General features: G+C 68.5%; 18 protein-coding genes. 7 read left to right on the top strand and 11 right to left on the bottom strand.

Annotated features, from left to right (window positions below; all coding sequences use genetic code 11):
- The first annotated feature begins 311 nt into the window (after positions 1 to 311).
- From GGD82_RS08660 to GGD82_RS21400, 7 genes are all read left to right on the top strand, one after another.
- Positions 312 to 1,577 carry a glycosyltransferase gene (locus GGD82_RS08660; RefSeq protein ID WP_211364707.1) on the top strand — a complete coding sequence of 422 codons (1,266 nt, stop codon included), beginning with the start codon at positions 312 to 314 and terminating at the stop codon, positions 1,575 to 1,577.
- A complete protein-coding gene (locus tag GGD82_RS08655) occupies positions 1,574 to 2,581 on the top strand; it encodes a lysylphosphatidylglycerol synthase transmembrane domain-containing protein (protein WP_150061318.1) in 1,008 nt (335 codons plus the stop codon). The genes GGD82_RS08660 and GGD82_RS08655 overlap by 4 nt, the downstream gene beginning before the upstream one ends.
- Before the next feature lie 75 nt (positions 2,582 to 2,656).
- Entirely contained in the window at positions 2,657 to 4,987 is a 2,331-nt protein-coding gene (locus GGD82_RS08650; protein ID WP_150061319.1) for a penicillin acylase family protein, read from the top strand.
- Between the two features lie 13 nt (positions 4,988 to 5,000).
- Positions 5,001 to 6,530 (top strand): GH3 family acyl-acid amido synthetase, encoded by a 1,530-nt coding sequence (locus tag GGD82_RS08645; RefSeq protein WP_150061320.1) that lies wholly within the window; start codon positions 5,001 to 5,003, stop codon positions 6,528 to 6,530.
- A gap of 179 nt (positions 6,531 to 6,709) precedes the next feature.
- Positions 6,710 to 7,306, top strand: coding sequence for a hypothetical protein (locus tag GGD82_RS08640; protein ID WP_211364708.1), 597 nt, complete (start codon positions 6,710 to 6,712; stop codon positions 7,304 to 7,306).
- Positions 7,307 to 7,463: 157 nt separating this feature from the next.
- Entirely contained in the window at positions 7,464 to 10,595 is a 3,132-nt protein-coding gene (locus tag GGD82_RS08635; RefSeq protein ID WP_150061321.1) for a methyl-accepting chemotaxis protein, read from the top strand.
- A 547-nt stretch (positions 10,596 to 11,142) separates the two neighbouring features.
- Positions 11,143 to 14,271, top strand: a complete 3,129-nt coding sequence (locus GGD82_RS21400; protein ID WP_150061322.1) for a methyl-accepting chemotaxis protein — start codon at positions 11,143 to 11,145, stop codon at positions 14,269 to 14,271.
- A gap of 76 nt (positions 14,272 to 14,347) precedes the next feature.
- Here the strand turns inward: GGD82_RS21400 and GGD82_RS08625 are convergent, their stop codons facing one another.
- From GGD82_RS08625 to GGD82_RS08575, 11 genes are all read right to left on the bottom strand, one after another.
- The gene (locus GGD82_RS08625) at positions 14,348 to 15,691 is read right to left on the bottom strand and encodes an HD domain-containing phosphohydrolase (protein WP_150061323.1); all 1,344 of its coding nucleotides are present in this window, start codon (positions 15,689 to 15,691) and stop codon (positions 14,348 to 14,350) included.
- 556 nt (positions 15,692 to 16,247) lie between these two features.
- Complete coding sequence (locus GGD82_RS08620; protein ID WP_150061324.1) at positions 16,248 to 16,469, bottom strand: DUF1289 domain-containing protein; 222 nt, start codon at positions 16,467 to 16,469, stop codon at positions 16,248 to 16,250.
- Positions 16,470 to 16,474: 5 nt separating this feature from the next.
- A complete protein-coding gene (locus tag GGD82_RS08615) occupies positions 16,475 to 17,446 on the bottom strand; it encodes a cell envelope integrity EipB family protein (protein WP_150061325.1) in 972 nt (323 codons plus the stop codon).
- A 166-nt stretch (positions 17,447 to 17,612) separates the two neighbouring features.
- Positions 17,613 to 18,266 (bottom strand): O-methyltransferase, encoded by a 654-nt coding sequence (locus tag GGD82_RS08610; RefSeq protein WP_150061326.1) that lies wholly within the window; start codon positions 18,264 to 18,266, stop codon positions 17,613 to 17,615.
- Between the two features lie 356 nt (positions 18,267 to 18,622).
- Complete coding sequence (gene bfr / locus GGD82_RS08605) at positions 18,623 to 19,111, bottom strand: bacterioferritin (protein ID WP_150061327.1); 489 nt, start codon at positions 19,109 to 19,111, stop codon at positions 18,623 to 18,625.
- 289 nt (positions 19,112 to 19,400) lie between these two features.
- Complete coding sequence (locus tag GGD82_RS21560) at positions 19,401 to 19,598, bottom strand: (2Fe-2S)-binding protein (RefSeq protein WP_150061328.1); 198 nt, start codon at positions 19,596 to 19,598, stop codon at positions 19,401 to 19,403.
- Between the two features lie 125 nt (positions 19,599 to 19,723).
- Complete coding sequence (locus tag GGD82_RS08595; protein ID WP_246163726.1) at positions 19,724 to 20,341, bottom strand: class I SAM-dependent methyltransferase; 618 nt, start codon at positions 20,339 to 20,341, stop codon at positions 19,724 to 19,726.
- Positions 20,342 to 20,394: 53 nt separating this feature from the next.
- On the bottom strand, positions 20,395 to 22,041 hold the full coding sequence (locus GGD82_RS08590) for a lysine--tRNA ligase (protein ID WP_150061330.1): 1,647 nt from the start codon (positions 22,039 to 22,041) through the stop codon (positions 20,395 to 20,397).
- A 171-nt stretch (positions 22,042 to 22,212) separates the two neighbouring features.
- Positions 22,213 to 22,710 (bottom strand): CarD family transcriptional regulator, encoded by a 498-nt coding sequence (locus tag GGD82_RS08585; RefSeq protein ID WP_150061331.1) that lies wholly within the window; start codon positions 22,708 to 22,710, stop codon positions 22,213 to 22,215.
- A 920-nt stretch (positions 22,711 to 23,630) separates the two neighbouring features.
- Positions 23,631 to 23,969 (bottom strand): ferredoxin FdxA, encoded by a 339-nt coding sequence (fdxA, locus tag GGD82_RS08580; protein WP_150061332.1) that lies wholly within the window; start codon positions 23,967 to 23,969, stop codon positions 23,631 to 23,633.
- Positions 23,970 to 24,072: 103 nt separating this feature from the next.
- Positions 24,073 to 24,531 (bottom strand): tellurite resistance TerB family protein, encoded by a 459-nt coding sequence (locus GGD82_RS08575; RefSeq protein WP_150061333.1) that lies wholly within the window; start codon positions 24,529 to 24,531, stop codon positions 24,073 to 24,075.
- Positions 24,532 to 24,535 lie beyond the last annotated feature (4 nt).

Genomic DNA, 24,535 nt, shown 5'->3' with positions numbered 1-24,535 from the left:
CCTTGATTAAAATTGTATGTTCTGCGGAGCCCCCCTCCTTAGCTGCATACTATACCAATAGAGCTTTCATGGCAATTTAATGAATCTACAAGTTCAGCGCATAGCTGATCTTTGAAAATGGAAGCAAGCACTAAGGGTGACCTCGACAATCGTCCATGCGGCGGGGAGCGGTTGCGTCCTTCCGGGTCCACGGCCATGATCCTGTCCGCAACGTCGACGTCGTTTCTTGATCCGCCGCCTGTTCCGGAACCCGAACCTTGATCCTTTCTCGAACCGCCTCCCACCCCACCCCCCGGCCTGTCCCACAACCGTTGACCATTGCCGTTCTGGTGACACTCGCCCGAGGTCCAGGCGCCGGCGGCCACGTCAAATGTTGGGAACGCTTCGCCGAGGCCGCCGCAAGCCTGCCAGCCGGCACACTCGATCTGACCGTCTACACCATGGAAGACGTGGAGACCGTCACACCCCTCACGGAACACGTGCGCTTTCACGGTCTGCCCCCGGCGTTCGGGACCGCCCGGGTTCCGTTTCTGGAGCAGGGGGCGGGACACACGGACCTGGCCTCCCATCACCGGCGCCTCGCCCGCGCCCTGTGTAACGCCGACGTGCTGCACACCACCGACACCTTCACCTTCGCCAAGACGGCCCGTCGGGTGGCGCGGCGTCGGGGCGCGGCCCTCACCGCCTCCATCCACACCGATCTGCCCGCCTTCACGGCGGTGTACTCCCGCGAGATCCTGGCCCGGCTGACCGGGACCGGATGGCTGGGGCGCCGGGTTCTGGACGATCTCGACGTGCCCGGCCGCCTGGGACGCGACGCCGGGCGCAAGGTCGCTCGCTTCTTGGCCGCCTGCGACCGGGTGCTGGTGTCCAAGGCGGCCGACCGCACCCTGGCAAACGGCATCCTGGGACCGGAGCGGGTCAGTTGGCTGCGGCGCGGGATCGACCTGGAGCGCTTCCACCCACGCCACCGCGACCGGGCCCGCCTGCGCATTGACCTCGGCGTGCCGGCGGACCGGCCGCTGCTGCTGTTCGTCGGGCGGGCCGATGACAGCAAGCGCCTGATGACCCTGGGGCAGGCCGCGCGCCGCCTGATCGACGCCGGCCACCCCGTCCATGTGCTGGCGGTCGGCGAAGGCAACCGACGGCGCGACCTCCTGGACCTGCTCGGGCCGGAGAACGCGACCGCCCCCGGCGCGCTGCCCCAGGACGCCCTGCCCCACCTCTACGCCAGCGCCGACCTGTTCGTGTTCCCCTCGGAAAGCGAGGTCTCGCCCAACGTCGTGCTGGAGGCGCGCGCCTGTGGCCTGCCGGTCGTGCTGTCGGCGCGGGACGGTGGCGCGCGCTTCGTCGAGAAGCCGGGGACCGACGGCATCCTGGTCGAGACCCAAGACCCGGCCGCATGGGCGGCGGCGATCGCCCCCCTTCTGAACGATCCGTCTGCGCGTGACGCCTTGGGCGCGCGGGCGCGCGCCGTGGTCGAGCGGACCGTACCCACCTGGCGCGACGTGCTGGAGGCGGACCTGCTGCCGGTCTGGCAGGCGGCCGCGCAGGCCCATGGGCGCCCCCGCTCATGAAGCCCCGCACCCTCCTGCTGGGCGGCCTGAAGGCGGCCGTTTCGCTCGGCTTGTTGGCCGTCATCCTGTCCGGCGTCGATCTCGGCGCCGTGTGGGCACGGCTCGACGGTGACGTGGCACTCGCCGGTCTCGCCGCGCTGGTCCTGCTTCAGGTCCAGGCCCTGGGCGCGGCGGCGCGCTGGCGGATCGTGCTCGCGGTCCACGACCGCCCGCTGCCGCTGGGCACCGCGTGGCGCAACACGCTGCTCGGCCTGTTCGGCAATCAGGCCATGCCCTCGACGATCGGGGGCGACGCGCTACGGCTGTGGAACGGCTGGCGCCTGGGCCTACCGCTGGGGCTGGCGACCCGCACCCTGGTCGTGGACCGGGTGTTCAGCTTCCTCGGCCTGATCCTGCTGTGCGTGGCGGGGCTGCCGGTGCTCGCCGTCCGCGCCGAGGATCCGCTGGTCGCGCGCGGCCTGCTCACCCTGGTGCTCGGCGGGCTGGGCTGTCTGGTGATCCTGCTGGGGCTGCGCCACCTGCCGGCTGGGCTGGCCAAACGCAAAGCCCTGGCACCGCTGGTGGCCCTGTCCACATCCGCGTGGTGCGTGCTGGGCAGCCGCCGCGCCCTGCCCCCGGTGCTGTCGCTGATGCTGCTGCCCCACCTGATCGACATCACGGTGGTCTGGCTGTACGCCCTGGCGTTGGGCACGACGGTGCCGTGGTGGACCATCGCCCTCGTCTTTCCGCCGGCCATCCTGACCGCCGCCGTCCCGGTTTCCATCGCCGGGTGGGGCCTGCGCGAGGGCGCGCTGGTCCTGGGCTTCGGCATCGTGGGCCTGCCCGGAGAGACCGCGTTGGCGTGCTCCCTGCTGTACGGCATCTCCGCCGTGGTCACCGGCCTGATCGGAGGCGCGGTGTGGAGCCTCGGCGATCCGGACGGGCTCGGCGCGTTGCGGCGCGCGCGGCGCGAGGCTGGGCGGCTGGCGAAGGACCCGCACGCCGGCGCTGTCGACGCCCCCTGACCCGGACGCCACCCTTGCGGTTCGGCGGGACGCCCCCATACTTGGAGGCATCCCGCCACCCGCCTGGATGAGGTCATGCCCCGCCGCCGCACCGTCACCCCCCGGGGCCCACGCTGGCTGTCCTGGCTCCGCGCGCCTCTCGTCGGACTGTCCGCCCTTGCCACCGCCGCCTGCGGCCTGCTGACCCCGCTGCCCGAACCCACCGCGCTCGAGGATCGCCTGAGCGCCTTTCCCACCGCGAACCTGCCGCTGGACGGGCCGGTGACGGTGCATTGGGCCCCCCACCAGATCCCGTTCATCGAGGCCACGAGCGACGCCGACGCGGCGTTCACCCTGGGGCTGGTCCACGCCCATCTGCGCCTCGGCCAGATGGAAACCGCGCGCCGGCTCAGCCAGGGCCGCGTGGCGGAGATGGCCGGTCCGATCCCCTTCGTGTTGGACCTGGACCACGCGCTGCGGGTGCTCGGCTTCGACCGCGCGGCCCCGGACATCCTGGCGGCCATGCCGGAGGCCAGCCGCACCTGGCTGACGCGGTTCACCGACGGCATCAACCACTACCTCATGACCGTCGAGGACCTGCCGCACGACTTCGCGGTTCTGGGGCTGGAGCGCGAACCCTGGCGGCCCGAGGAGATCCTCACCATCGGCCGGCTCGCGGGCACCGACATCAACTGGCTGAAGTGGGTGGGCCTGCTGAAACAGCGCGACCGGCCCGACTTCGCCACCCTGCTGGACCGCGAACTGCGCTACGGCGGGCTCGCGCCGTCCAGCGCGGCGGCGGTCTCGGAGGCGGCGGATCTCCGGTCCGGTCACGATCGGGCCCTGACCATGCTGACCGCGATCCTGTCCGGCTGGGGACGCGGCTCCAACAGCCTCGCGCTGGCGGGGTCGCGCACGGCGTCCGGCGCGCCGATGATCGCCAGCGACCCACACCTCGGGGTCTCGCAGCCGAACCTGTGGCTGATAGCCGGCGTGAAAAGCCCGAGCCTGCATGTCGTGGGCCTGATGCCGGTGGCGCTGCCGCTGTTCGCGCTCGGCCGAACGCCGGACATCGCCTGGGGCGGCACCAACATGCGCGCCGCCTCCAGCGATCTGGTGGACGTCTCAGACCTGCCGCCGGATGCCTTCACCCGGGAAACCCATGCCCTGGGCGTGCGGTACTGGTTCGATACGGAGCGCGAAAGCCGCGTCTCGCCCTACGGCCCGGTGCTGTCCGATGCGCCCCTGCTGCCGTTCGGGGAGGGCGAAACGGTGGCTCTGCGCTGGATCGGTCACACGGTCACCGACGAGATCACCGCGCTGCTGCAGGCCGCGCGCACCGACAGCCTAGAGGACTTCCGCGCCGCCCTGGCCCCGTTCGGCGTGTCGGCGCAGAACTTTGTCTATGCCGACCGATCGGGCACCATCGGCCTTGTGGCCGCGACCCAGATCCCACGCCGCAGCGCCGACGCACCGACGCGCCTGATCCAACCGCCCGACGCCATTGCGGCGTGGTGGGAGGACATCGCCAGCACGGCGGACATGCCGATGATCGCCAATCCCGACGCGGGCTTCGTCGCCTCCGCCAACAATCCGCCGGGCGCGAGCCCGTTCCCGATCGGCTGGTTCTTCTCCAGCCCCGACCGGATCGAGCGTCTGACCGAGGTGGTGCATGGCCGAGAGACCCCGTGGACCGTGGACGCCCTTGCCGACCTGCAAACGGATACCCTTAGCCGCAGCGCGCTGGCCCTGCGCGATGCGCTGGCGGAACGGATGGACACGACGCAGACCGCGCATCCGGTCTGGCGGCAGATCGCCGCGTGGGATGGTCGCTATGATGGGAACAGCCGGGGCGCCCTTGCCTTTCAGGCCTTCCTGGCGCCGTTCGCCGCCACGCTGTGGGAGGCGTTGGACCGCCCGCAGGACTGGGACGGCGGCGACGGCAAATGGCGCATCCTGGAGGTCGTGGGCGTCACCGACGATGCGGCCCTCGGCGCGGCGGTTCAAGACGCCCTGGCGGCGGCGGAAGCCCCCCTTGCCGAGTATGAAACCTGGGGCGACGTGCACCGCCTGAGCATCGCCACCGTCCTCGGCACCGCACCCATCATCGGCGGCCGCTACCGGTTCGGGACCGTGCCCGTCGGCGGCGGCCAGGAAACCCTGATGAAGGCCGCCCACCCGGAAACGGTGGAGCCGCACACCGTCCGCTATGGCGCGCAGACCCGGCATATCTCCGACATGGCCGATCCGGACGCGAACTACTTCGTGTTGCTCGGCGGCCAGGACGGCTGGTTCAATAGCACGACGCAGTTCGACCAGATCGACCTGTGGCGGCAGGGCACGCTGGTTCAGGTACCCCTGCGGCCGGAGACGGTGGCCGCTGGTGCCGCCGTGACCCATCACCTGCGCCCGACCGCCACGCGGTAAACGGGGCATTGCCATGATCCCGGACCTGACCCCAGCCCTGCGTCTCTGGTGCGCCGCGCGCCGGCACCGGCTTGAACGGCGGGACGCCGTCGCCGCGCAGGCCCGCACCCTGCTGGGGCTGGTGCGGCGCGCCCGCGCCACCCGCTTCGGCCGCGACCACGGGTTCGACCGCATCCGCTCAGTCGCGGACTTTCAGGCGCGGGTACCGCTGCGCCGCTGGGAAGACATGTGGGACGGCTACTGGCAAGACCCGTTCCCGGTGCTGGAGAACGTCTCTTGGCCTGGGCGCGTGCCGTTCTTCGCCGTGACCAGCGGCACCACCGGCGGTCGCACCAAGCACATCCCGGTCACCCGGCCCATGCTGGCCCAGAACCGCGCCGCTGCGCTCGACCTGCTGGCCTTCCATCTGCGGCGCCGGCCCGACAGCCGCGTCTGGGGCGGCCTGAACGTGATGCTGGGCGGCACCACCGACCTGTCGTCGCCCGCCCCCGGGGTGCAGGTCGGGGACATGTCGGGGATCGCGGCCGCCGCCGTGCCGTGGTTCGCGCGCCGCCTGTCCTACCCGCCGCCCGACATCGCCCTGCTGCCGGACTGGCCGACCAAGCTGGACCGCCTGACCGCCGACCTGCCCGGCCGGGATATCCGGCTGCTGTCGGGAACGCCGTCCTGGGTGCTGGTGCTCGCCGATCGCCTGATGGCTGCGACCGGGGCGGAGACCCTCGGCGCCCTGTTTCCAGACCTGGAGGTGTTCGTCCATGGCGGCGTGGCGTTCGGCCCCTACCGCGCCCGGTTCGAGGCGCTGCTGGCGGGCAGCCGGGCAGAATGCGCCGAGGTTTATCCCGCCTCCGAGGGCTTCATCGCCGTGCAGGACCGGGGCCCGGACGAGGGCCTGCGGCTGATGGCCGACACCGGCCTGTTCTTCGAGTTCGTGCCGACGGACGAACTGGACGCCCCCACCCCCACCCGGCACTGGCTCGCGACCGCCGAGACCGGGCGGGACTACGCCCTGATCCTGAGCACCTGCGCCGGGCAATGGGCCTACATCCTCGGCGACACGGTGCGGCTGGTCGAGACGGATCCGCCGCGCCTGCTCGTGACCGGCCGCACCGGCTGGAGCCTCTCCGTCTTCGGCGAGCATCTCATCGCCGCCGAGGTCGAGGCCGCCGTCGCCCGCGCCGGGGCCGACGCCGGGCTGGACGCCACCGACTGGACCATGGGTGCGGTGGTCCCGGCCCGGCGGGGCGAGACCGCGCACCATCACCTTCTGATCGAGTTCGCCGCACCGCCGTCCGAGCCGGCGCAAGCCACCTTCCGCACCGCGTTCGACCGGGCGCTGGCGGCCGAAAACGAGGACTACGAAGCGCACCGAGCCGAGGGCCTGGACGCGCCGCGCATCACCCCCGTCGCCCCGGGCGGGTTCGCCGCCTGGATGGCGGATCAGGGCAAGGCCGGCGGCCAGCATAAGGTGCCACGCCTGATCGCCGACTCGGAGCGGTTCGCCGCCATGGCCACCGCCCTCGTTCCCGACGCCGCCGGCCCCTGAGGCCCGGCTTTTCTGGATGAGCCGCCGCAACATTCCATGATACGGTGAAGCGGGTAGGCTCAACGCATTTCTACCTTTTTACGTAAAGTGTTAGCAACGTCGCAGCGACTTCGGGCAATGCGCGACGGGGTGGTTGTGCGTCCCCGAGCATCAGAACAATCCATAAGGAGTGCGTGCCCATGGTTCCTCGCGTCAAACTCCTGGCCGCCACCCTCGCGGTGACAGGTGCAGTCTCCGTGTTAACCCCTGGGCTGGCGAGCGCGAACGAGTTCCAGCCTCAGATCGAGCAGCTGTTGGCGAACAAGATCAAACCCTGGCTGTCCGATCCGGTCATCATCTCCGCCGTGAAGGCCCAAAACGCCGAGCATGACGGACTCGAACAGGGCCGCATCGACGACCTCGACCAGCAGTGGCGCGACGAGGCGGAAACCGGGTCCGGTCCGTTGATCGACGCCGTCACGGGCAACGACCTCTCGGCCTTTCTGAGCACCAAAAAGACCGAGTTGGATGGAGTCGTCTCCGAGATGTTCGTCATGGACAATATCGGACTCAACGTTGGGCAGTCCGATATCACATCCGACTACTGGCAGGGCGACGAGGCCAAATGGCAACAGACCTATCCCGTCGGCCCGGACGCCGTTTTCATTGACGAGGTTGAATTTGACGACAGCGCGGAGGCGTTCCTATCGCAGGCCAGCCTGACCCTCGTTGATCCCGAAACAGGCGTAGCCATCGGGGCCATCACCATCGGCATCAACGTGGAAAAGCTGTTCTGAATCATTCATGAACGGAAGGGGTGCGGCGTCAGCGAGCATCGGGGTCCCTAGTTCCACCCTCCACTCCGTGTTCTTCGTTGCCTCCACGCTCCAGCGAGAGTAGGGACCGTCACGAAAAGGTCACCGTCGTGTCCGGATCCCGGGTGGAGAGTAACCGATGAGCATTTCGTTCCGCATCCTCGCCGGCTTTCTGGTCGTCCTGGCGCTAACCGTCGCGGTCGGGACCATCGGCTGGTGGTCCTTGCATCAGACCGCAACGGGGTTCTCGGCGGAACGGCTCGGCCATCAGGCGGTCGGCGACCTGGGCGCTGTCGTCGAAGCCGAGCTGGCCAGCCGGACAAGCGATGACGAGGCCGCTGCGGCGGCGGCCAAGGCCGGCCTGGATCGGATTCTGACGCGGCTCGACCAGCTCGATCAGCGGGAGGACATGCGCACCCCCGTCGCGGCAGCGCGCAGCGCCGTGGAGGACTACCGCGCCAATTTTGACATCTACACCGAAAACGCACGCGAGATGGCGGCGGCGGCCCAGGCCGTGCTCCGCATCAACACGGGGCTGAGCGACATCATCGCCGATGTCATTCAGGGCCGAATCAGCCGTCTGGGACGGGCGCGGATGAGCCTGCGCCAGGAAACCGCTCACCGGGAAGAGGCCGCCAGCCTTCTGGATCGGTCCGCCACCCTGATGCGCGATCTGGCCACCATGGGGCCCCGGCTGACGGAATTCGGACGCTCCGGCTCCGTTCCGGCGCTGTACGCTCTGAAACGGACGCACGACACCATCGAGTCGGGAACCGATGCCCTGCGGCGCGAAGCCGCCGGGATCGAGGGCGTGGACGGGCAGTCCCTTCTCAGGTCGCAGAACGATCTCACGATGGGCATCCGCCGGCTGGTCCGGGCCGTCCAGCGCGAACGGGCCGTGGACGGTCGTCGGCGCCGCACCGAGGCGCTTCTGACGGAGGCGTCCAGCGCCCTGGAGAACAGCGCCGATAGGCTACAGACCTTCGTGACCGCGCGCCTCCAGGCCGCCGAGGCCAACGGGGCGCCCGAGGCCATGCAGGACGCCATGCGGGACGCCACGCTCCGGCTGTCCGACGTGACCATGCTGGTGAACAGCACCCGGGCCATCGAGCAGCGTTTTTTGCGGACTCTGGCCCCTGAGGACCGGGCGGCGCTGGAAACCGCGACCCGTGAGCTGTTCGTCGGCGTCCTCGCGATCCGCCGGATCCTGGGCAGCGGGGTCACCACCGCCCTGGTGACCCGCGTGTCCGAGGCGACGCAGGCCTACCGGCGCGCCCTGGAGCACGAGTTCGACCTGACCGATGAACTCGCGCAGGTCCAGGATGACAAGTTCGTCGCAGGGAAGGTCGCCGAGGCCGCCCTGGACGTCCTGACGTTCCTGGGCGAGGAGACCGCCGCCGTCGCCGAATCGAACGCATGGCAGGCCAGCCACCGCGCGGCGGACGCCTTCGCCACGCTGAATTCCGCGCAGGACACCATCCTCACCGCAAGCCGGCTTCAGGAGCAAGCCGGCACCATCAAGGATGGTATCCTCACCTTCATCTCCGATCCGGACGACGCGACGTCGAAAGCGGTGCGCCGCGGCCTGGGCGCCCTGGCGAACACCAAGGGCGCGCTGATCGCCAACGTCAACGTCAAGGACCCGGAGGCCTCGGCCGCGCTGAATCAGGCGTTCGGCTCCCAGATCGAGGATCTGGCCGATGTCTTCGACACGCTCGTCGTCGATTCAGCCGCGATCCAGCAGGCGGAAATGGCGATGGGAACGGCGCGAGACGACCTTGAAAGCGCGCTGGTCGCGGCCAGTTCGGCGGCCCAGGACCGGGCGCGCGATGACGGCCGCTTCGCGGAAACCCTGCTGTTGGTCGGCACCGGGCTCGCCCTGGCGCTCGGCGTGGTCGGCGCCATCCTCATCGGACGCTCCATCGCCCGCCCGGTGGAAGCCATTACAGGCGTGATGAAGCGGCTCGCGAGCAACGACCTGGACGTGGAGGTTCCCGGTCGAACCCGGCGCGACGAAATCGGCGCCATGGCCGCCGCCGTGGAGGTGTTCAAGGACAACAGCCGCCGGGTCGAGGCCCTTCAGGCGGAACAGGCGCTGGCCGCTCGCCAAAACGAACGGCGCGTGATGGCGGAAATGATGGCGCTCACCAACGCGCTGGACGAGGAGGTGCGCGCCGCCGTCGCCACCGTGCAGGATCAGGCGCACGCGATGCACGACGCCGCCGTCGACATGGCCGAGGCGGTGCAACAGACCGAACACCGGTCCGGCGCGGCCGCCGATGCGTCGCGCAACGCGGCCGGCAATGTCGAGTCGGTCGCCGCCGCCGCCGAGGAAATGGCGGCTTCGATCAAGGAGATCAGCCGGCAGGTCAGCGGCGCCTCGGACATCGCCCAGCGCGCCGCCGCGCAGGCGGAGACCACCAACACCCGGATCCAGGGGCTGGCCCAGGCCGCTGTTCAGATCGGTGAAGTCGTCGATCTCATCAGCGACATCGCCAAGCAGACCAACCTTCTGGCGCTCAACGCGACCATCGAGGCCGCGCGCGCCGGCGAAGCCGGACGAGGGTTCGGCGTGGTCGCCAACGAGGTCAAATCGCTCGCCAACCAGACGGCGCGCGCCACCGAGGACATCGGCACCCAGATCGGCCAAATCCAGACCGCCACCCAGGATGCGGTCGACGCCATCGCCGCCATCGTGGGCGTCATCGGTGAAATCAACGAGGTCACCACGGCCGTCTCGGCCGCCGTCGAACAGCAGACCGCGTCCACAAGCGAGATCAGCCACGGCGCCATGGAAGCCTCCCGCAGCACGCAGGACGCCTCCGACAACATTACCGAGGTCTCCCGATCCACGGAGCAGACCGGCACGCGCGCCCGCGATGTGCAGGACGCGGCCGGGGACGTGCGGACCCGCGTTCAGGCCATGCTGGAGGCGCTGGAACGCATCATCCGGGCAGGCAGCGCGGACGACCGGGATCTGCACCACCTCCACCCCATTGCGCAGGCGGTCACCATCCACGTGGAGGACGGCGCCCCACGCGCCGCGCAGCTTCTCACCCTGGCGCGCAGTGGGGTGGCCACGCTAGACGCCTCGGTAACGGGTCCCCGGGGGCAGGCGCTCACCGTCGAGATCGGCGAACTGGGCCGTTTTTCGGCCAGTCTGGTCGCCCACACGGATCAAGCCACGCACATCCGGCTCGATGTTCCGGAAGAGCAGCAGCCAGCCCTGGACAGGTTCCTGACCCGCAACGCCAACGCCCGGGCCGCGTAACGCCGTGGCTCCCGCTCGGGCGGCCGCAGGGCGGGGTCCGGCCGAACGGGAGCACCTATCCGCGTCCGATCATCAGCCCACGCATCCACCGGCGCCGCGACGCAACGATCAGTATACGGGGCCAGGGGGCCCTCGGGGGACTCGACGTGCGCCCGTGATGCCGGACGACACCGCGGACCTCTGGAAAAATCCAAACCAGAAAATGATTTGCATACATTTTTCATAAAACACGGATGCATATCCGCATTAAGAGAAATGGAATCCTTCCATATGAAACGCTCCCTGCGCATATCATGACAGTATGATGAAGTAATAGGACGGTCTCTGTACAGGCTCCAGCCAATATGGTTCGTCGTTTGCGTAATCCGATACACGCCACGCACCAAGATGAACCGCATCCGGAACAGACCAGACGCGCGCGGACCTTAGCCCAGCACAGACACCGGGCCTGCGCGACCACGGCGGACCGGACTCTGTCCGAACCTCCGGGGACCGGCCCCGGCTTTCGCGGGCATCGCGGCTTGGCGCGCATCCCGGAGGGCCCACCGTGAAAGTCTCGACGCGCGTTCTCGCGGGTTTCCTGACCGTCCTGTTTCTGACCGTGCTGGTCGCCGCCATCGGCTGGCAGGCCCTGGAGCACAGCACGATCGGGGTGCAGACCGAACGGACCGGGCTGCGCGCCCTGGTCCGCTTCGGCGAAACCGTCGAGACAGAAATGCAGGCCCGGCTGGACGGCACATTCAGCGGCGCGGGCGCGGTGCGGGACGGTTTGGACGCCATGGAGGAAACGGTCGCCGGTCTGGCCGACCGGGAAGACCTGAGGGCCGCGGCGGCGGCGGCCCGCGAGGCCATCGCCACATATCGCGCGCACTTTGAAGCGGTGCGCACCGGCACCCAGGCGGTCCGCGCCACGGAAACGCGCGTCGTCGCCCTGAACGCGGAACTGGGGGCCGTCATCGCCGACATCGTGGACGACCGCACCCAGCGCCTCGACGCCGCCCGCACCAGTGCGCGCGCGGCGATTACCGGGCGCGATCAGGCGGACACCCTTGCCAAGGCGCTCCAGGCGGTCTCCACCGGCCTGACTGCGACGACGGCCGCCCTGAATCGATTCCTGAGCGCCAATACGGAGGATCAGGGCCATCTCGCCCACGCGGAGGCCTCGGCCCTCGACACTATGGTGGGCCGCCTCATCGATGCGGACCCGACCGGAACGCTGGTCGATGGCGACGGTCTGCGACGTACCTTAGGGGCCTTCCAGGACGGTCTGGCCGAGGTCAGCACGGTGTCCGAGGAGCACCGAGTGACGCTGGCGGAGCAAAGCGCAGCGCTGGCCGCACTGGAGGTGGCGGTCGACCAGTTCACCAACCGCGTGAACGCCCAGCGGCAGGCGGCTCAGGATCGGCTCGCGGCAGCCCAAGCGGCAGGAGCCGCACCGGAACGGCGGCTGGCGCTGGCCGAAGCGGCCCTGCGTTGGGCCGACATCCAGACCCAGCTGGGCGAGACACGCTTGCGGGAGCAGCACTTCCGCCAAGCCCCGACGGCAGAAACGGCCGACGCGCTCCGCTCCGGGGCCGGCGACCTTCAGACGGCGCTCGCCCGAATCGGCGACCATCACCCGGCGGTGGACGACGCGCTGACCACCCTCACCGACGCGCTCGCCAACGCCGTCGCGGTCTCCACGCGCCTAAGCGCGCTCGACATCGCCCGGGCGGAGCGCATCGACGCGGCGGTGCGCGCGCTGTCGGGCCTGCGCGGCAAGCTGATGACGACCGAATTCGGCTCCGCCGACCTGTCGCAGAAGGCCCTGCGCGCCACCACGGACTCGTTCGACGCGCTCGACACCGCGCAGGACACGATTCGGCTGGCCGAGCATCTGACCGCAGCGGCAACGCGCGCGGAGCACATCATCGTCCGCTACATCGAACACCCGGAGCATGTCCCGGCGGACGATGTCCGCGCCGTCCTGGACCAGGTCGAGGCGCGCCACGCCGCCCTGATCACCAAGGTCCAGGCGACGCGACCCTGGCAGGTCGAATCCCTTACCGAGGCATTCGGCGACCGGGTGCCGACGCTGCGCCGCCTGTTCGAGGATCTGGCGCGGGATTCCGCCGCGATCGTTGAGGCATCCGCCGGAATGGAACAGGCGCGGCACGCACTGGACGCCGCCCTTGAGGACGCCAACCGCGCGACCCAGGCCGCCGCCACCCAGGATCGGACGTTCGCGAAAAGCCTGCTGCTGATCGGGGCCGCCGCCGCGCTCATCCTCGGGCTGATCGTTGCGATGCTGATCGGCCGGTCGATCACCCGCCCGATCAACGCCATCACAGGCGTCATGCAACGCTTGGCGCGAAACGACCTGTCCGTGGAGGTGCCGGGCCGCGCCCGGCGCGACGAAATCGGCGCCATGGCGGCGGCCGTGGAGGTGTTCAAGGACAACAGCCGCACCATCGCCACACTGCAGGCGACCCAAGCGGCGGACGCGGCGCGCGCCAACCGCCGCATCAAAACGGAAATGGTGGCGCTGACCAACGCGCTCGACGAGGAGGTGCGGGCCGCCCTCGACCTTGTGCACGGCAAGGCGCAGGCCATGCACGACGCGGCGGTGGACATGACCGGCGCGGTGGACCAGACCGAGACCCGATCCGACGGCGCGGCCTCGGCCGCGCGCGATGCGGCCGCCGGCGTGGACGCGGTGGCCGCCGCCGCCGACGAGATGGCCGCATCGATCCAGGAGATCAGCCAGCAGGTCTCGGGAGCAACCCGCGTCGCGACCCGCGCGGTGGCCGAGGCCCAAGCCACCGATACGCGGATTCAGACCCTGGCGACGGCGGCCGCTCAGATCGGCGCGGTGGTCGACCTGATCAGCGACATCGCGAAGCAGACCAATCTGTTGGCCTTGAACGCCACCATCGAGGCCGCGCGCGCCGGCGCGGCCGGCAAGGGCTTCGCCGTCGTCGCCCATGAGGTCAAGACGCTGGCCAGCCAGACCGCCAAAGCCACCGATCAGATCGGCGCCGAAATCGGCACGATGCAGGACGCAACCCAAACGGCGGTGGACGCCATCGCCCGCATCGTCCGCGTGATCGGCGAGATCGACACCATCACCACCGGCGTCTCGGCCGCCGTGGAGCAACAGGCCTCGTCCACCGCCGCCATCCGGGACAGTGCCGCGCACGCGGCGACCAGCACCCAAACGGCCTCCGACCACATCGGAGCCGTCGCGGAGGCGGCCGATCGAACCGGCACGCGCGCCCGGCAGGTTCGCGGCGCGGCTGAAGAGGTTCGGGGCCGCGTGCGGCGCATGCTGGAGGATCTGGACGCCCTCATGCAGTCCGGCGACGCGGCCGAACAGGCGGAGCATCACCTTCAGCCGGTGCATCATCCCGTCACGGCGTGGGTCGAGGGCGGCGCCCCGCAGAGCAGCCGCCTGCTGGGGCTGGCCCACAGCGGCGTCTGCACCTTCGGCCCGGACCTCCAGGGCACGCGGGGACAGGCCGTCACGGTGGAGCTTCCCGGCCTGGGCAGGGTGGCCGGCCGCCTGATCGCCCGGACCGAGCAGGCGGTTCACGCCCGCCTGGAGGTCGAGGACGGTCAGGGCGCGGCGGTACTCCAGGCCCTCCGCGAGGACGTCCCGGCCGCGGACACGCCCCCCGCCCAAAGGCTGGCGGCCTGATTGACGGCGGCACCCAGAGCCATCCTGAGCCCGTTCGGCGGTGGAACGGACCCGCCCGTTCAGGCCTCGGCCGGTATTACGCGGAGGCGGCCGCGCCGGATTCGGGCCGGTCCTCGACCCGGGCGCGCCATCGGTCCGCGCCGCCCCGGTTCTCCAGATAGTTCATCAAGGCGGCCACGGGCCGGCGGTCGTACCGCGCACCGACGCCCTCCATCAGTTCCTCCATCGCGGACTCCACGGACATCGGTCCCCGGAACGCGCGCGGGCTGACCATGCCGACAAAGGCATTGGCGACCATGACGATCCGCGCCGCGACGAGGATATCCTCGCCCTTCCGGCCGTCGGGATAGCCCTTGCCATCCCAGCGCTCCTGGATCTGCCGCAGACACTCGGCCACCGGGAGATCGAACGCGACCCCGCCCAGCAGATCGGCGCTTTGCACCACGGCGGCCCGCACCGTGTTGATCTCCTCCACCGTGATGGGACCGCTGCGGGTCAGGATCTCCTCCGGCACCAGGATCTTGCCCAGATTCATCAGAGTTCCGACGATATCGACGGTGCGGCATACCGCGTCGGGTTCCCCCATCTCGCGCGCGATGGCGAACGCCAGCTCCGCCACCCGTGCCGAGTGGTCGGAGGAATATGGGTCCCGCCGATCCACCAGCCCGACCAGTGTCGCGACAAGATCGCGCAGGGTGGTCTCGCGTCGTTCCCGTTCCGCCATCAGGTCCGAGACATCCTCCAGCACCATCAACACGGACCGGGGCTGGCCCGTCGTCGTCGGGAGCGGAATATGGTCGGTCTTCACCATGCGTTGGGCGCCATCCCGCTCGAGGGGCGCGACGTCGCGAACCGGCGCGCCCCCCAACAGCGCGTTGGCGTTCGCCGCCTGAAGACGCCGGGCCACGCGCGGCCCCATGACCTCCGTTACGGTCCGGCCGATCATCTGGTCCGGGGTCAGCCCGGTACCCCAGGCGGCCCCGGCGTTGGCGAAGGAATACCGGCCGTCCTCGTCGACGGCGGCAATGGCGGTCGGCTGTCCGTCCGTGACGATGCGCACGAAGGCGGCGGTCTCGCGCAGCCGGTCGGCGGCGCTCTGCTGACGGGCCGCCATCTCTGTCAGGCGCACCGACACGCCATAACGCCACAGGACCGCCGCCGCGCCCAGAAGCCCCAGCACGGCGACCGACAGCCCGATCAGCAGCACACGTCGCGGCGTGCCCGTCAGGTCCAACGCCTCGGCCTCGTTGAGGGTGTACACCAGCGCGCCGCCGATGATCGCCGCCAGCACCAGGACCGCCACCACGGCCACCATCGCCCGACGCACACCGGCGACCGCCGCCTCATCGCCGCCGACATCCAATGCCCCGCCTGCGGAGTCACTGCGGCGTGATCCAGCCCCTGTCTCAACCGACGTCACGACCGCCTCCCCAACACAACGACCCGGATCCGATGGTGCGATGGGGCGGGGACGGACGCAAGCCTGAGATGGATCACACCGCCATCTTACATCCATTGCGGTCGGTTGGCGCAGTCTTGGCGGATCGCCGCGCGCGCCACCCCGGTTCAGCCGGCCGGCCCTGCCGGGACAGACGATGGCGCCACCACCCGGTTTCATGGATCGAGTACACGGGTCGATAGTGGACGATCCTGGTATCCGGCACCGGGATCTGGTTGTCGAGTCTGTAGGAGGTCCCGTCTCGCCGCGCCCGTCCCCAATACCCCCGCCCGGACGGCCGGCCCATACGCCTATGTCCGCAGCCTTAGCGCAGACCGCACCAGAACGGCGTTACCGTCGGATCCCGTTCGGGCGGGTGACTCGGCTCCAACGACGAGTCGCGCGTCCTTAACACACGCCTGCCACGGGTTCCGTACCGCGCCGCGGGCGTGCGGGTCATTGGCGGGACCAAGCAGAGGAAGCCCCGCGGGCGTGTCACCCGGCGGAAACCAGACCGCGCCGGTTGGCGGCCCAAAGACTACCAGCCGGCGGCCTGAAGGCGCCGCCAGACCGCACGCTTGGCATCGTCCGTCATGCGTGACCAGTCCCGGATTTCATCGATATGCCGACCGCAGCCCGTGCACAGCCGTGTGTCGGCATCAAGCCGACAGACGGACACACAAGGCGACGGCACGCTCTCCCAATCCGCCGACAGCGCATCGGCCGGGTCGATCCGGCGTGGGGCGCGCGATCCCGCCATCCGGCTTAGCACCCGCCGTCCTTCAGGGCGGTCAGCTCCCGCAGGGTGCCGCGCAAGGCCATCGACCCGAAATCCTGGATCACCTCTTCCGCGACACCGTTGTCATGGTAGCGCAGACGCACCTCGTAATCCGGCAGGCTGCTCTGGCTATCGGCCGCGAAGAAGCTGAGAACCATGCGCCAGGACGGCCCGTTCAGGAGCGCGTTGTCCGGCAATTCGGACAGCTCGCCCGCCGGCACCGCCTCGGCGATGACGGCCGTGGCCTGCATCGGACCGGTCGTTTCCGATCCATCGAACAGCGGCGCCGTGAACATGCGCTCGCCTTCACTGGCGGCCTCAAGAACACGCCGGGTGTGCTCCGCCGGCAGCAGAACCGCCGGACTGAGTTCCATCTGGGTCTGCTCCGGCTTGTCGAAGTCCGCCACGCCGCCCGCGTCGTCACCGCCATCCGGTGCCATACGCGCGCGACCGTCGATGAGTTGATCAACGGTGCCGTTGCGCTCCGAGCGAATGCGGAAGCGATAGCGGGTCGAATCCTTGCTTTCCCAGGAAATGAACGACCAGTCGGTGCGAATCGGCTCGCCCCGATTGTAATAGAGATCCAGCTTGGTGCGGGTCTCCATGGCCCAGCCGTCGCAGGTGTCCTCGATCCGATAGGTCATGGTGCCGTTGGCCGTGGCGATGGGGCTGCCCGGCGCCCGACTGATGAGCCGCAGGTCGTATACCGCCTCATGCGAGACAAGCGCGGACCCGGCGGCCGCGTCCGTGCCCGTCGACCCGCCATCGCCCGTCGCCACGGTCTGCGCGCGGGCGACCCCCGACAGCCCAACCATCAGGGCGGACAGCAGCAGCAGCAGCGTGGCCCCCCGTCCCCACCAGCGCGCCTCGGACTCCCGCGGCACCGCGCAGGCCTCCGCGACACGGGACGGACCGATAGGGGACGGGGCGGTTCGGGACGGGAAAACGGCGCGCGTCATACGAAGGCTCTCCTGATCATCTCGGTCCGCCGGGCGTGTCGGCACGACTCATGCCGTCACGCCCCATGGTCAGACGTGGGGCTGGGGCTCACAATTCCAAGTCGACGCCGGGAAAGCGGCAACACCGGGGCAGGTTCGGGCGCCGCGCCCTGCGCCCCGCACGGACTCAACGGCGCCGCACGAGCAGCAACCCATCCCGGATGGGCAGCAGACAGGCATCCACCCGCGCGTCGTCCTGGATTTTGCGGGTCAGCGCGCGAAGGGCGACGGTGTTTTCGCCGGTGCTGGCCGGATCGGCCACGGTGCCGCGCCACAGGACATTGTCGAGCGCGATCAGCCCCCCGGGCCGCACAAGCTGGAGGGTCTGCTCGTAGTACCCATCGTATGCCGGCTTGTCCGCGTCGATGAAGGCCATGTCGAAATCGCCGGCCCGCCCCTCGGCGATCAGCACGTCGACCCCGTCCGACGCCGGCCCGACGTGCAGGTGGATGCGCTCGCTCATGCCGGCCGCGTTCCAGTGACGGCGGGCGATCTCGGCGAACGCCGGCGAGTCGTCGAAAGCTCGGACCTCGCCGTCCTCCGGCGGCAGCGCGTAGGCCACGGCCAGCGCGCTGTAGCCCGTGAAGGTCCCGATATCCAGAGTCCGCCGGGCGCCGATCAGCCGCGCGAGAAAGCCGAGCAAGGCCGCCTGCTCCGCACTGCTGGCCCAATGCGCGTTCTCCATCCTTTCGGTTTCCTCGCGCAGCGCGGCCAGAGGCCGGGGCTCCACGATGCCGACCTCGCGCACATACGCGGCCAGGGCGTCGGAGAGTTCCAGCATGCATCAATCTCCCGTGACGGTTGGTTGGTCGGTTGGTTGCGGTGGGGGCGCCCTCCGGGTCTGGGATCAGCGGCGTCGGGGCCAAACAGCCGCACTTTGGAACAGCCGCACGCTGTCAGCCGCGCTTAAAACGCCGCAGCCCGCCCCGGTCATGCCGAGACGGGCCACCAATCCGCGGATCATGGCGCCGCAGCTTAACCCCAGTCGGTCAAAACCGGATCCACAGAAAGGGCCCGTTTTGACACGATCGGGCCTCGAGCATGGTGCGTGACATCGGACTCACACGAATGGCTCTATTATATTGATATTCATGCAATTCGTCGTCGCGATCTGTTCCAGATCGCTCGGGTTTTGCTCTAGTCGCCGCCGTCACCATCCCCATACATCTGCTCCTGCAGATACCCGGCAACGCCGACCTGATCCATGAGATGGTGCTGAGTTTCCAGCCAGTCGATATGCTCCTCGGTGTCATCGAGAATCTCGCGCAGCAGGGCACGGCTGACGTAATCCTGCTTTTCCTCACACAGAGTTACAGCCTTCACGAGGGTGTCGCGCGCTCCGTATTCCAGGGCCAGGTCGCCCTTCATGCACTCGGGCACGGTTTCCCCAATGCTCAGTGTGTGCAGGTCCTGAAGATTGGGAAGACCGTCCAGCAACAGAATACGCTCGATCACCTTGTCGGCGTGCTGCATTTCCTCAATGGATTCGTGATAAACTGTGTCGGCGAGCCGGAGGAACCCCCAGTTCTTCAGCATACGCGCGTGCAGAAAATACTGATTAACGGCCGTCAACTCATTGGTTAGCACGGCGTTGAGCGTTTCGAGTACAGTTTTGTCACCCTTCATGCCCTGTCTCCCCGAGGCGCTGTTGTCCTGGCAGGCGACACGGCGGGTCCCGCCGCACGGGTCATGACCGTGACGCCACCTAAGACAATGGGCACCCCGACTGGGATTGCCATGGGCGGAAGGCAAAAAGCACTCGTTGCGGCGGACGGCCCTCACCGTCCGCGCGCTCTCAAGGCTGCCAAGACCGGGGCGTGTGACCCCGGGTTTTAGCCGGTTCCCGCCAGACGACGCGATATCCGTCAACGAGACCGGCGAGCCGCGATCCCCTCCAGATCGCTTTGAATCGGCTCTACGCGCTCAACTCGGTCCGATCACGACGCTCCTGCGGCTGCTCGGCCCGGATCAGGGCCGCCATCCGGCGGACACAGCGTGCGCATTGCGGTTTTTCGCCGCAGGCATGGAACACATGCGACACGCGCCGCGCGCCCAATTGGACCGCATCCCGCACCTGCGACTCCCGCAGACCTTTGCAATTGCACACGTACATCGGCTTTCCTCGTTCCGCCAGTTCCGCATGTCGTGATGCTACCGAGATGATTTTAAGAATGCAAATGAAAACCGATCTCAACAATAAGCCCCGAGAACGCCCGACGCTCACGCGCCGTTCGTGCGTCAGAGGTGATACACCACGGTGTCCATACGGGTCCGGTCCTCCAACGCCAGGGAGGTCGGGACGCTCAGGTGGGCCGCCACCCGCATGCCCTGGCGCGGCAGGAACGACCGGCCCGGATCCGCCATCAGAACCGTCGCGCCGGCCGCCGCCCGCGCGCGCAGAAAGGCCAAGACACGATCGGCCATCGGCTGTTCGTAGCAGACGTCGCCGGCCAGGACGACCGACCAAGGGGCGGGACGGGACAGGTCCGTCGTCAGGTCGTCGCAACGGGCCTCGATCCGATCCGCAAGACCGTTCAGCGCCGCATTGGCCGCGATGGCGGAGACGGCCAGGGGGTCGACCTCCACGCAGGTCACATGGCGTGCCCCCGCCCGCGCCGCCGCCAAGCCGACGAGACCGCCGCCGGCCGCAAAATCCAGAACGTCGCGGTCCCGCACGAGGGCCGGCGTGTCTAGGATATGGCGCGCCAGGGCCTGCCCGCCGGCCCAGGCAAAAGCCCAGAACGGCGGCGCCAGCCCGGTTGCGTTCATACAGGTCTCGGTCGCCTGCCACAGGGCCGTCACCTCGGTCGCCAAATGCAACCGTAGCTCCGGCACCAGCGGCGGGGCCTCGACCACCGTATGGTCTGCAATGAAGGCCCGCCGCCCGGCCTCCGCCGTTAGGTCTCGCGTCAGGGCGCCAGATCCTCGCCCGCGATGGCGCGGTCGAGCAACGCCAGGGTCTCCGCGCGCCCGAACAGCGCGATGAACGATCCCATGCGCGGCCCCTGGTCCTGGCCCAGAAGGATCTGGTACAGCGCCTTGAACCAGCCCTTGAGGTCGCCGAACGTCTCCGTGTGGGCCTTGCCGACCTCATAGACCACGGTCTGCAGGGCTTCGGCGTCCGCGTCCGCCGGCACCTCGGCGAGAGACGCCCGCAGCTCCTCCAGCGCCTTCGCCTCGGCGGCTTCGGCCGACCGATACTGCCTGTTCGGCAGCACGAAGTCCCGATAATACGCGATGGCGTGATGCACTAGGCCGTTCAGGATCGGCGCCGTCTCCGGCGATGCGCCCGGCGCATACCGGCCGATGTAGTGCCACAGCACGGCCGGATCCTCGGAGTGGCAGACGCTGGCCAAATTCAGCAGGATCCCGAACGACAGGTGGGCAACCTCGCGCGGCGGGGCGCCGTCGTGAATGTGCCAGACCGGGTTGTTGAGGCGGTCCTTGGGTGCCTGCGCCGGGAACTTCTCCAGGTACGTCAGATAGTCGTCCACGTTGCGCGGGATGACATCGAAGTACAGCTTCTTGGCCGCGCGCGGCTTCTGGTACATGAACAGCGCGAGGCTTTCCGCGTTGGCGTACTTCAGCCAATCCTCCACGGCGAGGCCGTTGCCCTTCGACTTGGAGATCTTCTGCCCCTTGTCGTCCAGAAACAGCTCGTAGGTCAGGGTGACCGGCGGCTCCCCCCCCAGGATCCGGCAGATGCGGCTGGACAGGCGGACGCTGTCGATCAGGTCCTTGCCCGACATCTCGTAATCGACCCCCAGGGCATACCAGCGCGTGCCCCAGTCGGCCTTCCATTGCAGCTTGCACCGGCCGCCGGTGACCGGCGTTTCCACCCGGCGGCCGTCGACGTCCTCATAGACGATCGTGCCGGCGTCGGGGTTGGTCTCCAGAACCGGCACCTGCAACACCTGACCGGTCTTCGGGCAGACCGGCAGGAAGGGCGAATAGGTCGCCCGCCGCTCATCGCCCAGGGTCGGCAGGACAACATCCCGTACCGCGTCGTAGTGGCGCAGGACGGTCAGAAGCGCCGCGTCCAGCCGGCCCGACGTGTAGCATTCCGTCGCCGACTGGAACTCGTACTCGAAGCCGAAGGAGTCGAGGAACGCCCGCAGGCGCGCGTTGTTGTGGTGGCCGAAGCTTTCGTGGGTGCCGAAGGGATCGGGAATGCGAGTCAGCGGCTTTCCCAGATGCTCCGCCACCATCGCCTTGTTGGGGATGTTGTCGGGCACCTTGCGCAGCCCGTCCATATCGTCCGAGAAGGCGAACAGGCGGGTCGGAATGTGCGGCGCCAGCAGTTGGAAGGCGCGCCGCACCATGGTGGTACGCACCACCTCACCGAATGTGCCGATGTGCGGCAGGCCAGAGGGTCCGTACCCGGTTTCGAACAGCACATAGCCTTTATCCGGAACCTGCCCTTTCAGCCGTTCGTTCAGGAGCGTGCGGGCTTCCTGGAACGGCCAGGCGTTGCTCTCGCGCGCGGCGGCCCGAAGGTCGTCGACGGACGCGGGGTCAGACACGGAGGGCGAGGCGGTAACGGACGATGCGGACATGGCGCACTCTTTCGGGTGGAACCGGGAGGATCAGAACACGGTGGAGACCGCCCCGCGCCGACGCAAGACGCGGAACGCGACGCACTCTACCACAGACACGCGCGCCGCGCCGTTGGGGAACGGCGCGGCGGCACGGGTACGGCGACGTGGTCCGGGGCGCGAGGGCCCGGATCAGGCCGCGGACAGGAGTTTTTCGACCTTCAGGGTCGCGGCGTCGGCATCAATGGACTCGATCGCCGCCAGTTCCCCGACCAGACGCTCCAGCGCCTGCTCATAGATCTGCCGCTCGGAATATGACTGCTCCGGCTGGGTCGCGCCACGGAACAGGTCGCGGACCACCTCGGCAATCGAGACCGGGTCACCGGAATTGATTTTCTGCTCGTATTCCTGCGCCCGGCGGCTCCACATCGTGCGCTTCACCCGGGCACGCCCCTTCAGGGTGGTCAGCGCGGTCTGCATTTCCTGTTTTGTGGACAGCTTGCGCAGGCCGGATTTGTTGGCCTTCGCCACGGGCACACGCAACGTCATGCGATCCCGCTCAAAGGAGATCACGTACAGCTCCAGGTCCATGCCGCCGATGGTCTGGGTTTCGGTCGCTTCGATCAGCCCCACGCCATGCGTCGGGTACACAACATGATCACCAACGGAAAACGCCGCCTTTTTTGTCATGGTCTCACTCTTCGAAGTACAATCCGGTCGGATGACGGGCCGCCGCCCGTCGAAAGCGCATGCGCGTTGGCCCCCTCCACTATCCACGAGGGGACGGCAGAGTGCGGACTCCCCGCCAACGCCCGACACCCACACGGTCCCTCCAACGGCACCGCCCCCCGCGTCCGGGCGCAAAACGGATCGGGCCACGCGACCGCCGGCCGCGTACGCCGCACTCGCCGGGCCGAGCGCCCCTTCGGGCGCCACTACCGCGCCCCGGAGCCCGCCCGGATCAAGACGTCCGCGGTTCAAGGCGTTACGCGCCGCAACCCCGCCATCACCGCCGAGCCGCCGTATTCCCGTTGCGACCGCGACGAGACCCGCCCTGCGTCAAGACCTAAAAATCTGCGTCTGCCCGTGCTCGTTCCCGTGGCCGCATCACCGCAGTCCGTTATACTCCCGGGAGCGCATCCCCTGGAGCCGACATGCCGAAATCAGACACGACATAGGAAAAGGCGTGCCATTTCCGGCCCACCCTGTTGCCGGAACGCCCTCATCCCGGAAAGATGAGGTCAACCAACAACACGTCACCGTGGGCCATCGAATACCCGGTCTCCCGTGTGTCCTATGGCCGACGTCCGGTCCACCGATGATCAGTCAAGCGGCGTCACCGCCCTTCCCGCGTCTTGCGTGGAAACGTAGATACCACAAAAGTTCAACAAAAGACAGCCGCACGTATCTGCCCATAAAACAGGCAGGCTATCCGCGTCCAAATGCTAGCAAATCACTATTGTTTCGACCATAAGGAGGCAGGCCCACGAGACCGCCCCGGCTGCTACGGCCGATCCGCCCGCTCCATCTCGCCCATCGGGCACATCGAATCGGCGGAAGCCCCCGGTGCGCGAGCCCTCGAATGGACCCACGCCCGGGAAACGCCCGTGTCAGGTATTGCCGGCACCCGGCTTTTCGCTCAACAGAGCTTTCTTGTCGGGTTTGTCCTTCCATTCGTCCGAATCCGGCAAGGGATCACCCTTGCGCGTGATATTCGGCCACTTTTCGGCGAACTCGCGGTTGAGCTCCAGCCACGCCTCGGCCCGGTCGTCCGAGTCCGGCAGAATGGCCTCTGCGGGACATTCCGGCTCGCACACACCACAGTCGATACACTCATCGGGATTGATGACGAGGAAATTCTCGCCTTCGTAGAAGCAGTCCACCGGACACACTTCGACGCAGTCCTGATACTTACACTTGATGCAATTCTCGGTAACAACGTACGTCATCGAACTTCCGCTCCACTCAAGTCCGGGCGGCCCGCGCATCCGATCGCCGGGTCCGTCCCGCCGGTCGCCCCGTCATCCGGAGCTTCCCGCGCGCCGCGTGGCCTCAGGCCAGCCCGCGCCGTTCCAAGACACGTTTACGCGCCGCGCCGCTGTCCTGATCATCGACATACAACAATCCGGTCAGACGGCGCATCAGGTTGGCCTCGTACTCGTGCACGAGGCCGTCGGCGTACACGACGTCCCACAGCATTTCCAGAAGTTCGATGCGTTGATCGTACTCAAACGCATCCTTCAGCACGCGGGAGGGGCCATACAGATCGACGCGCTCGGTATTGGTCTCGCGCGCCTCCTTGTACAGCGCCTCGGCATCCACGCGGGCGAGGCCGAAGCGCTTTTGCAACAGGTCCCGAATACGGGCATGCTCGTCCTCGTCCACGGCGCCGTCCATCATGGCCGCTTCCGTCAGCAGCAGAGCGGCCGCGAATTGCACCTCGTCGCGCTTCGGCTTCGTCTCGTCGCCCTGCTCGTCACCGAACAGGATATTTCGAAGGGCATGAAGCATCGTT

This window comes from Roseospira marina (genome assembly GCF_014197855.1).
In the GTDB taxonomy this organism is placed as follows: Bacteria; Pseudomonadota; Alphaproteobacteria; order Rhodospirillales; family Rhodospirillaceae; genus Rhodospira; species Rhodospira marina.
This window is presented reverse-complemented; position numbering and strand designations above follow the sequence as displayed.

Bases quoted from the DNA above. Each gene is read 5' to 3' on its own strand.
- GGD82_RS08655 (WP_150061318.1), top strand. From the start codon at position 1,574: ATGAAGCCCCGCACCCTCCTGCTGGGCGGCCTGAAGGCGGCCGTTTCG.
- GGD82_RS08650 (WP_150061319.1), top strand. From the start codon at position 2,657: ATGCCCCGCCGCCGCACCGTCACCCCCCGGGGCCCACGCTGGCTGTCC.
- GGD82_RS08645 (WP_150061320.1), top strand. From the start codon at position 5,001: ATGATCCCGGACCTGACCCCAGCCCTGCGTCTCTGGTGCGCCGCGCGC.
- GGD82_RS08640 (WP_211364708.1), top strand. From the start codon at position 6,710: ATGGTTCCTCGCGTCAAACTCCTGGCCGCCACCCTCGCGGTGACAGGT.
- GGD82_RS08635 (WP_150061321.1), top strand. From the start codon at position 7,464: ATGAGCATTTCGTTCCGCATCCTCGCCGGCTTTCTGGTCGTCCTGGCG.
- GGD82_RS08620 (WP_150061324.1), bottom strand. From the start codon at position 16,469: ATGGCGGGATCGCGCGCCCCACGCCGGATCGACCCGGCCGATGCGCTG.
- GGD82_RS08615 (WP_150061325.1), bottom strand. From the start codon at position 17,446: ATGACGCGCGCCGTTTTCCCGTCCCGAACCGCCCCGTCCCCTATCGGT.
- GGD82_RS08610 (WP_150061326.1), bottom strand. From the start codon at position 18,266: ATGCTGGAACTCTCCGACGCCCTGGCCGCGTATGTGCGCGAGGTCGGC.
- bfr (WP_150061327.1), bottom strand. From the start codon at position 19,111: ATGAAGGGTGACAAAACTGTACTCGAAACGCTCAACGCCGTGCTAACC.
- GGD82_RS21560 (WP_150061328.1), bottom strand. From the start codon at position 19,598: ATGTACGTGTGCAATTGCAAAGGTCTGCGGGAGTCGCAGGTGCGGGAT.
- GGD82_RS08590 (WP_150061330.1), bottom strand. From the start codon at position 22,041: ATGTCCGCATCGTCCGTTACCGCCTCGCCCTCCGTGTCTGACCCCGCG.
- GGD82_RS08585 (WP_150061331.1), bottom strand. From the start codon at position 22,710: ATGACAAAAAAGGCGGCGTTTTCCGTTGGTGATCATGTTGTGTACCCG.
- fdxA (WP_150061332.1), bottom strand. From the start codon at position 23,969: ATGACGTACGTTGTTACCGAGAATTGCATCAAGTGTAAGTATCAGGAC.
- GGD82_RS08575 (WP_150061333.1), bottom strand. From the start codon at position 24,531: ATGCTTCATGCCCTTCGAAATATCCTGTTCGGTGACGAGCAGGGCGAC.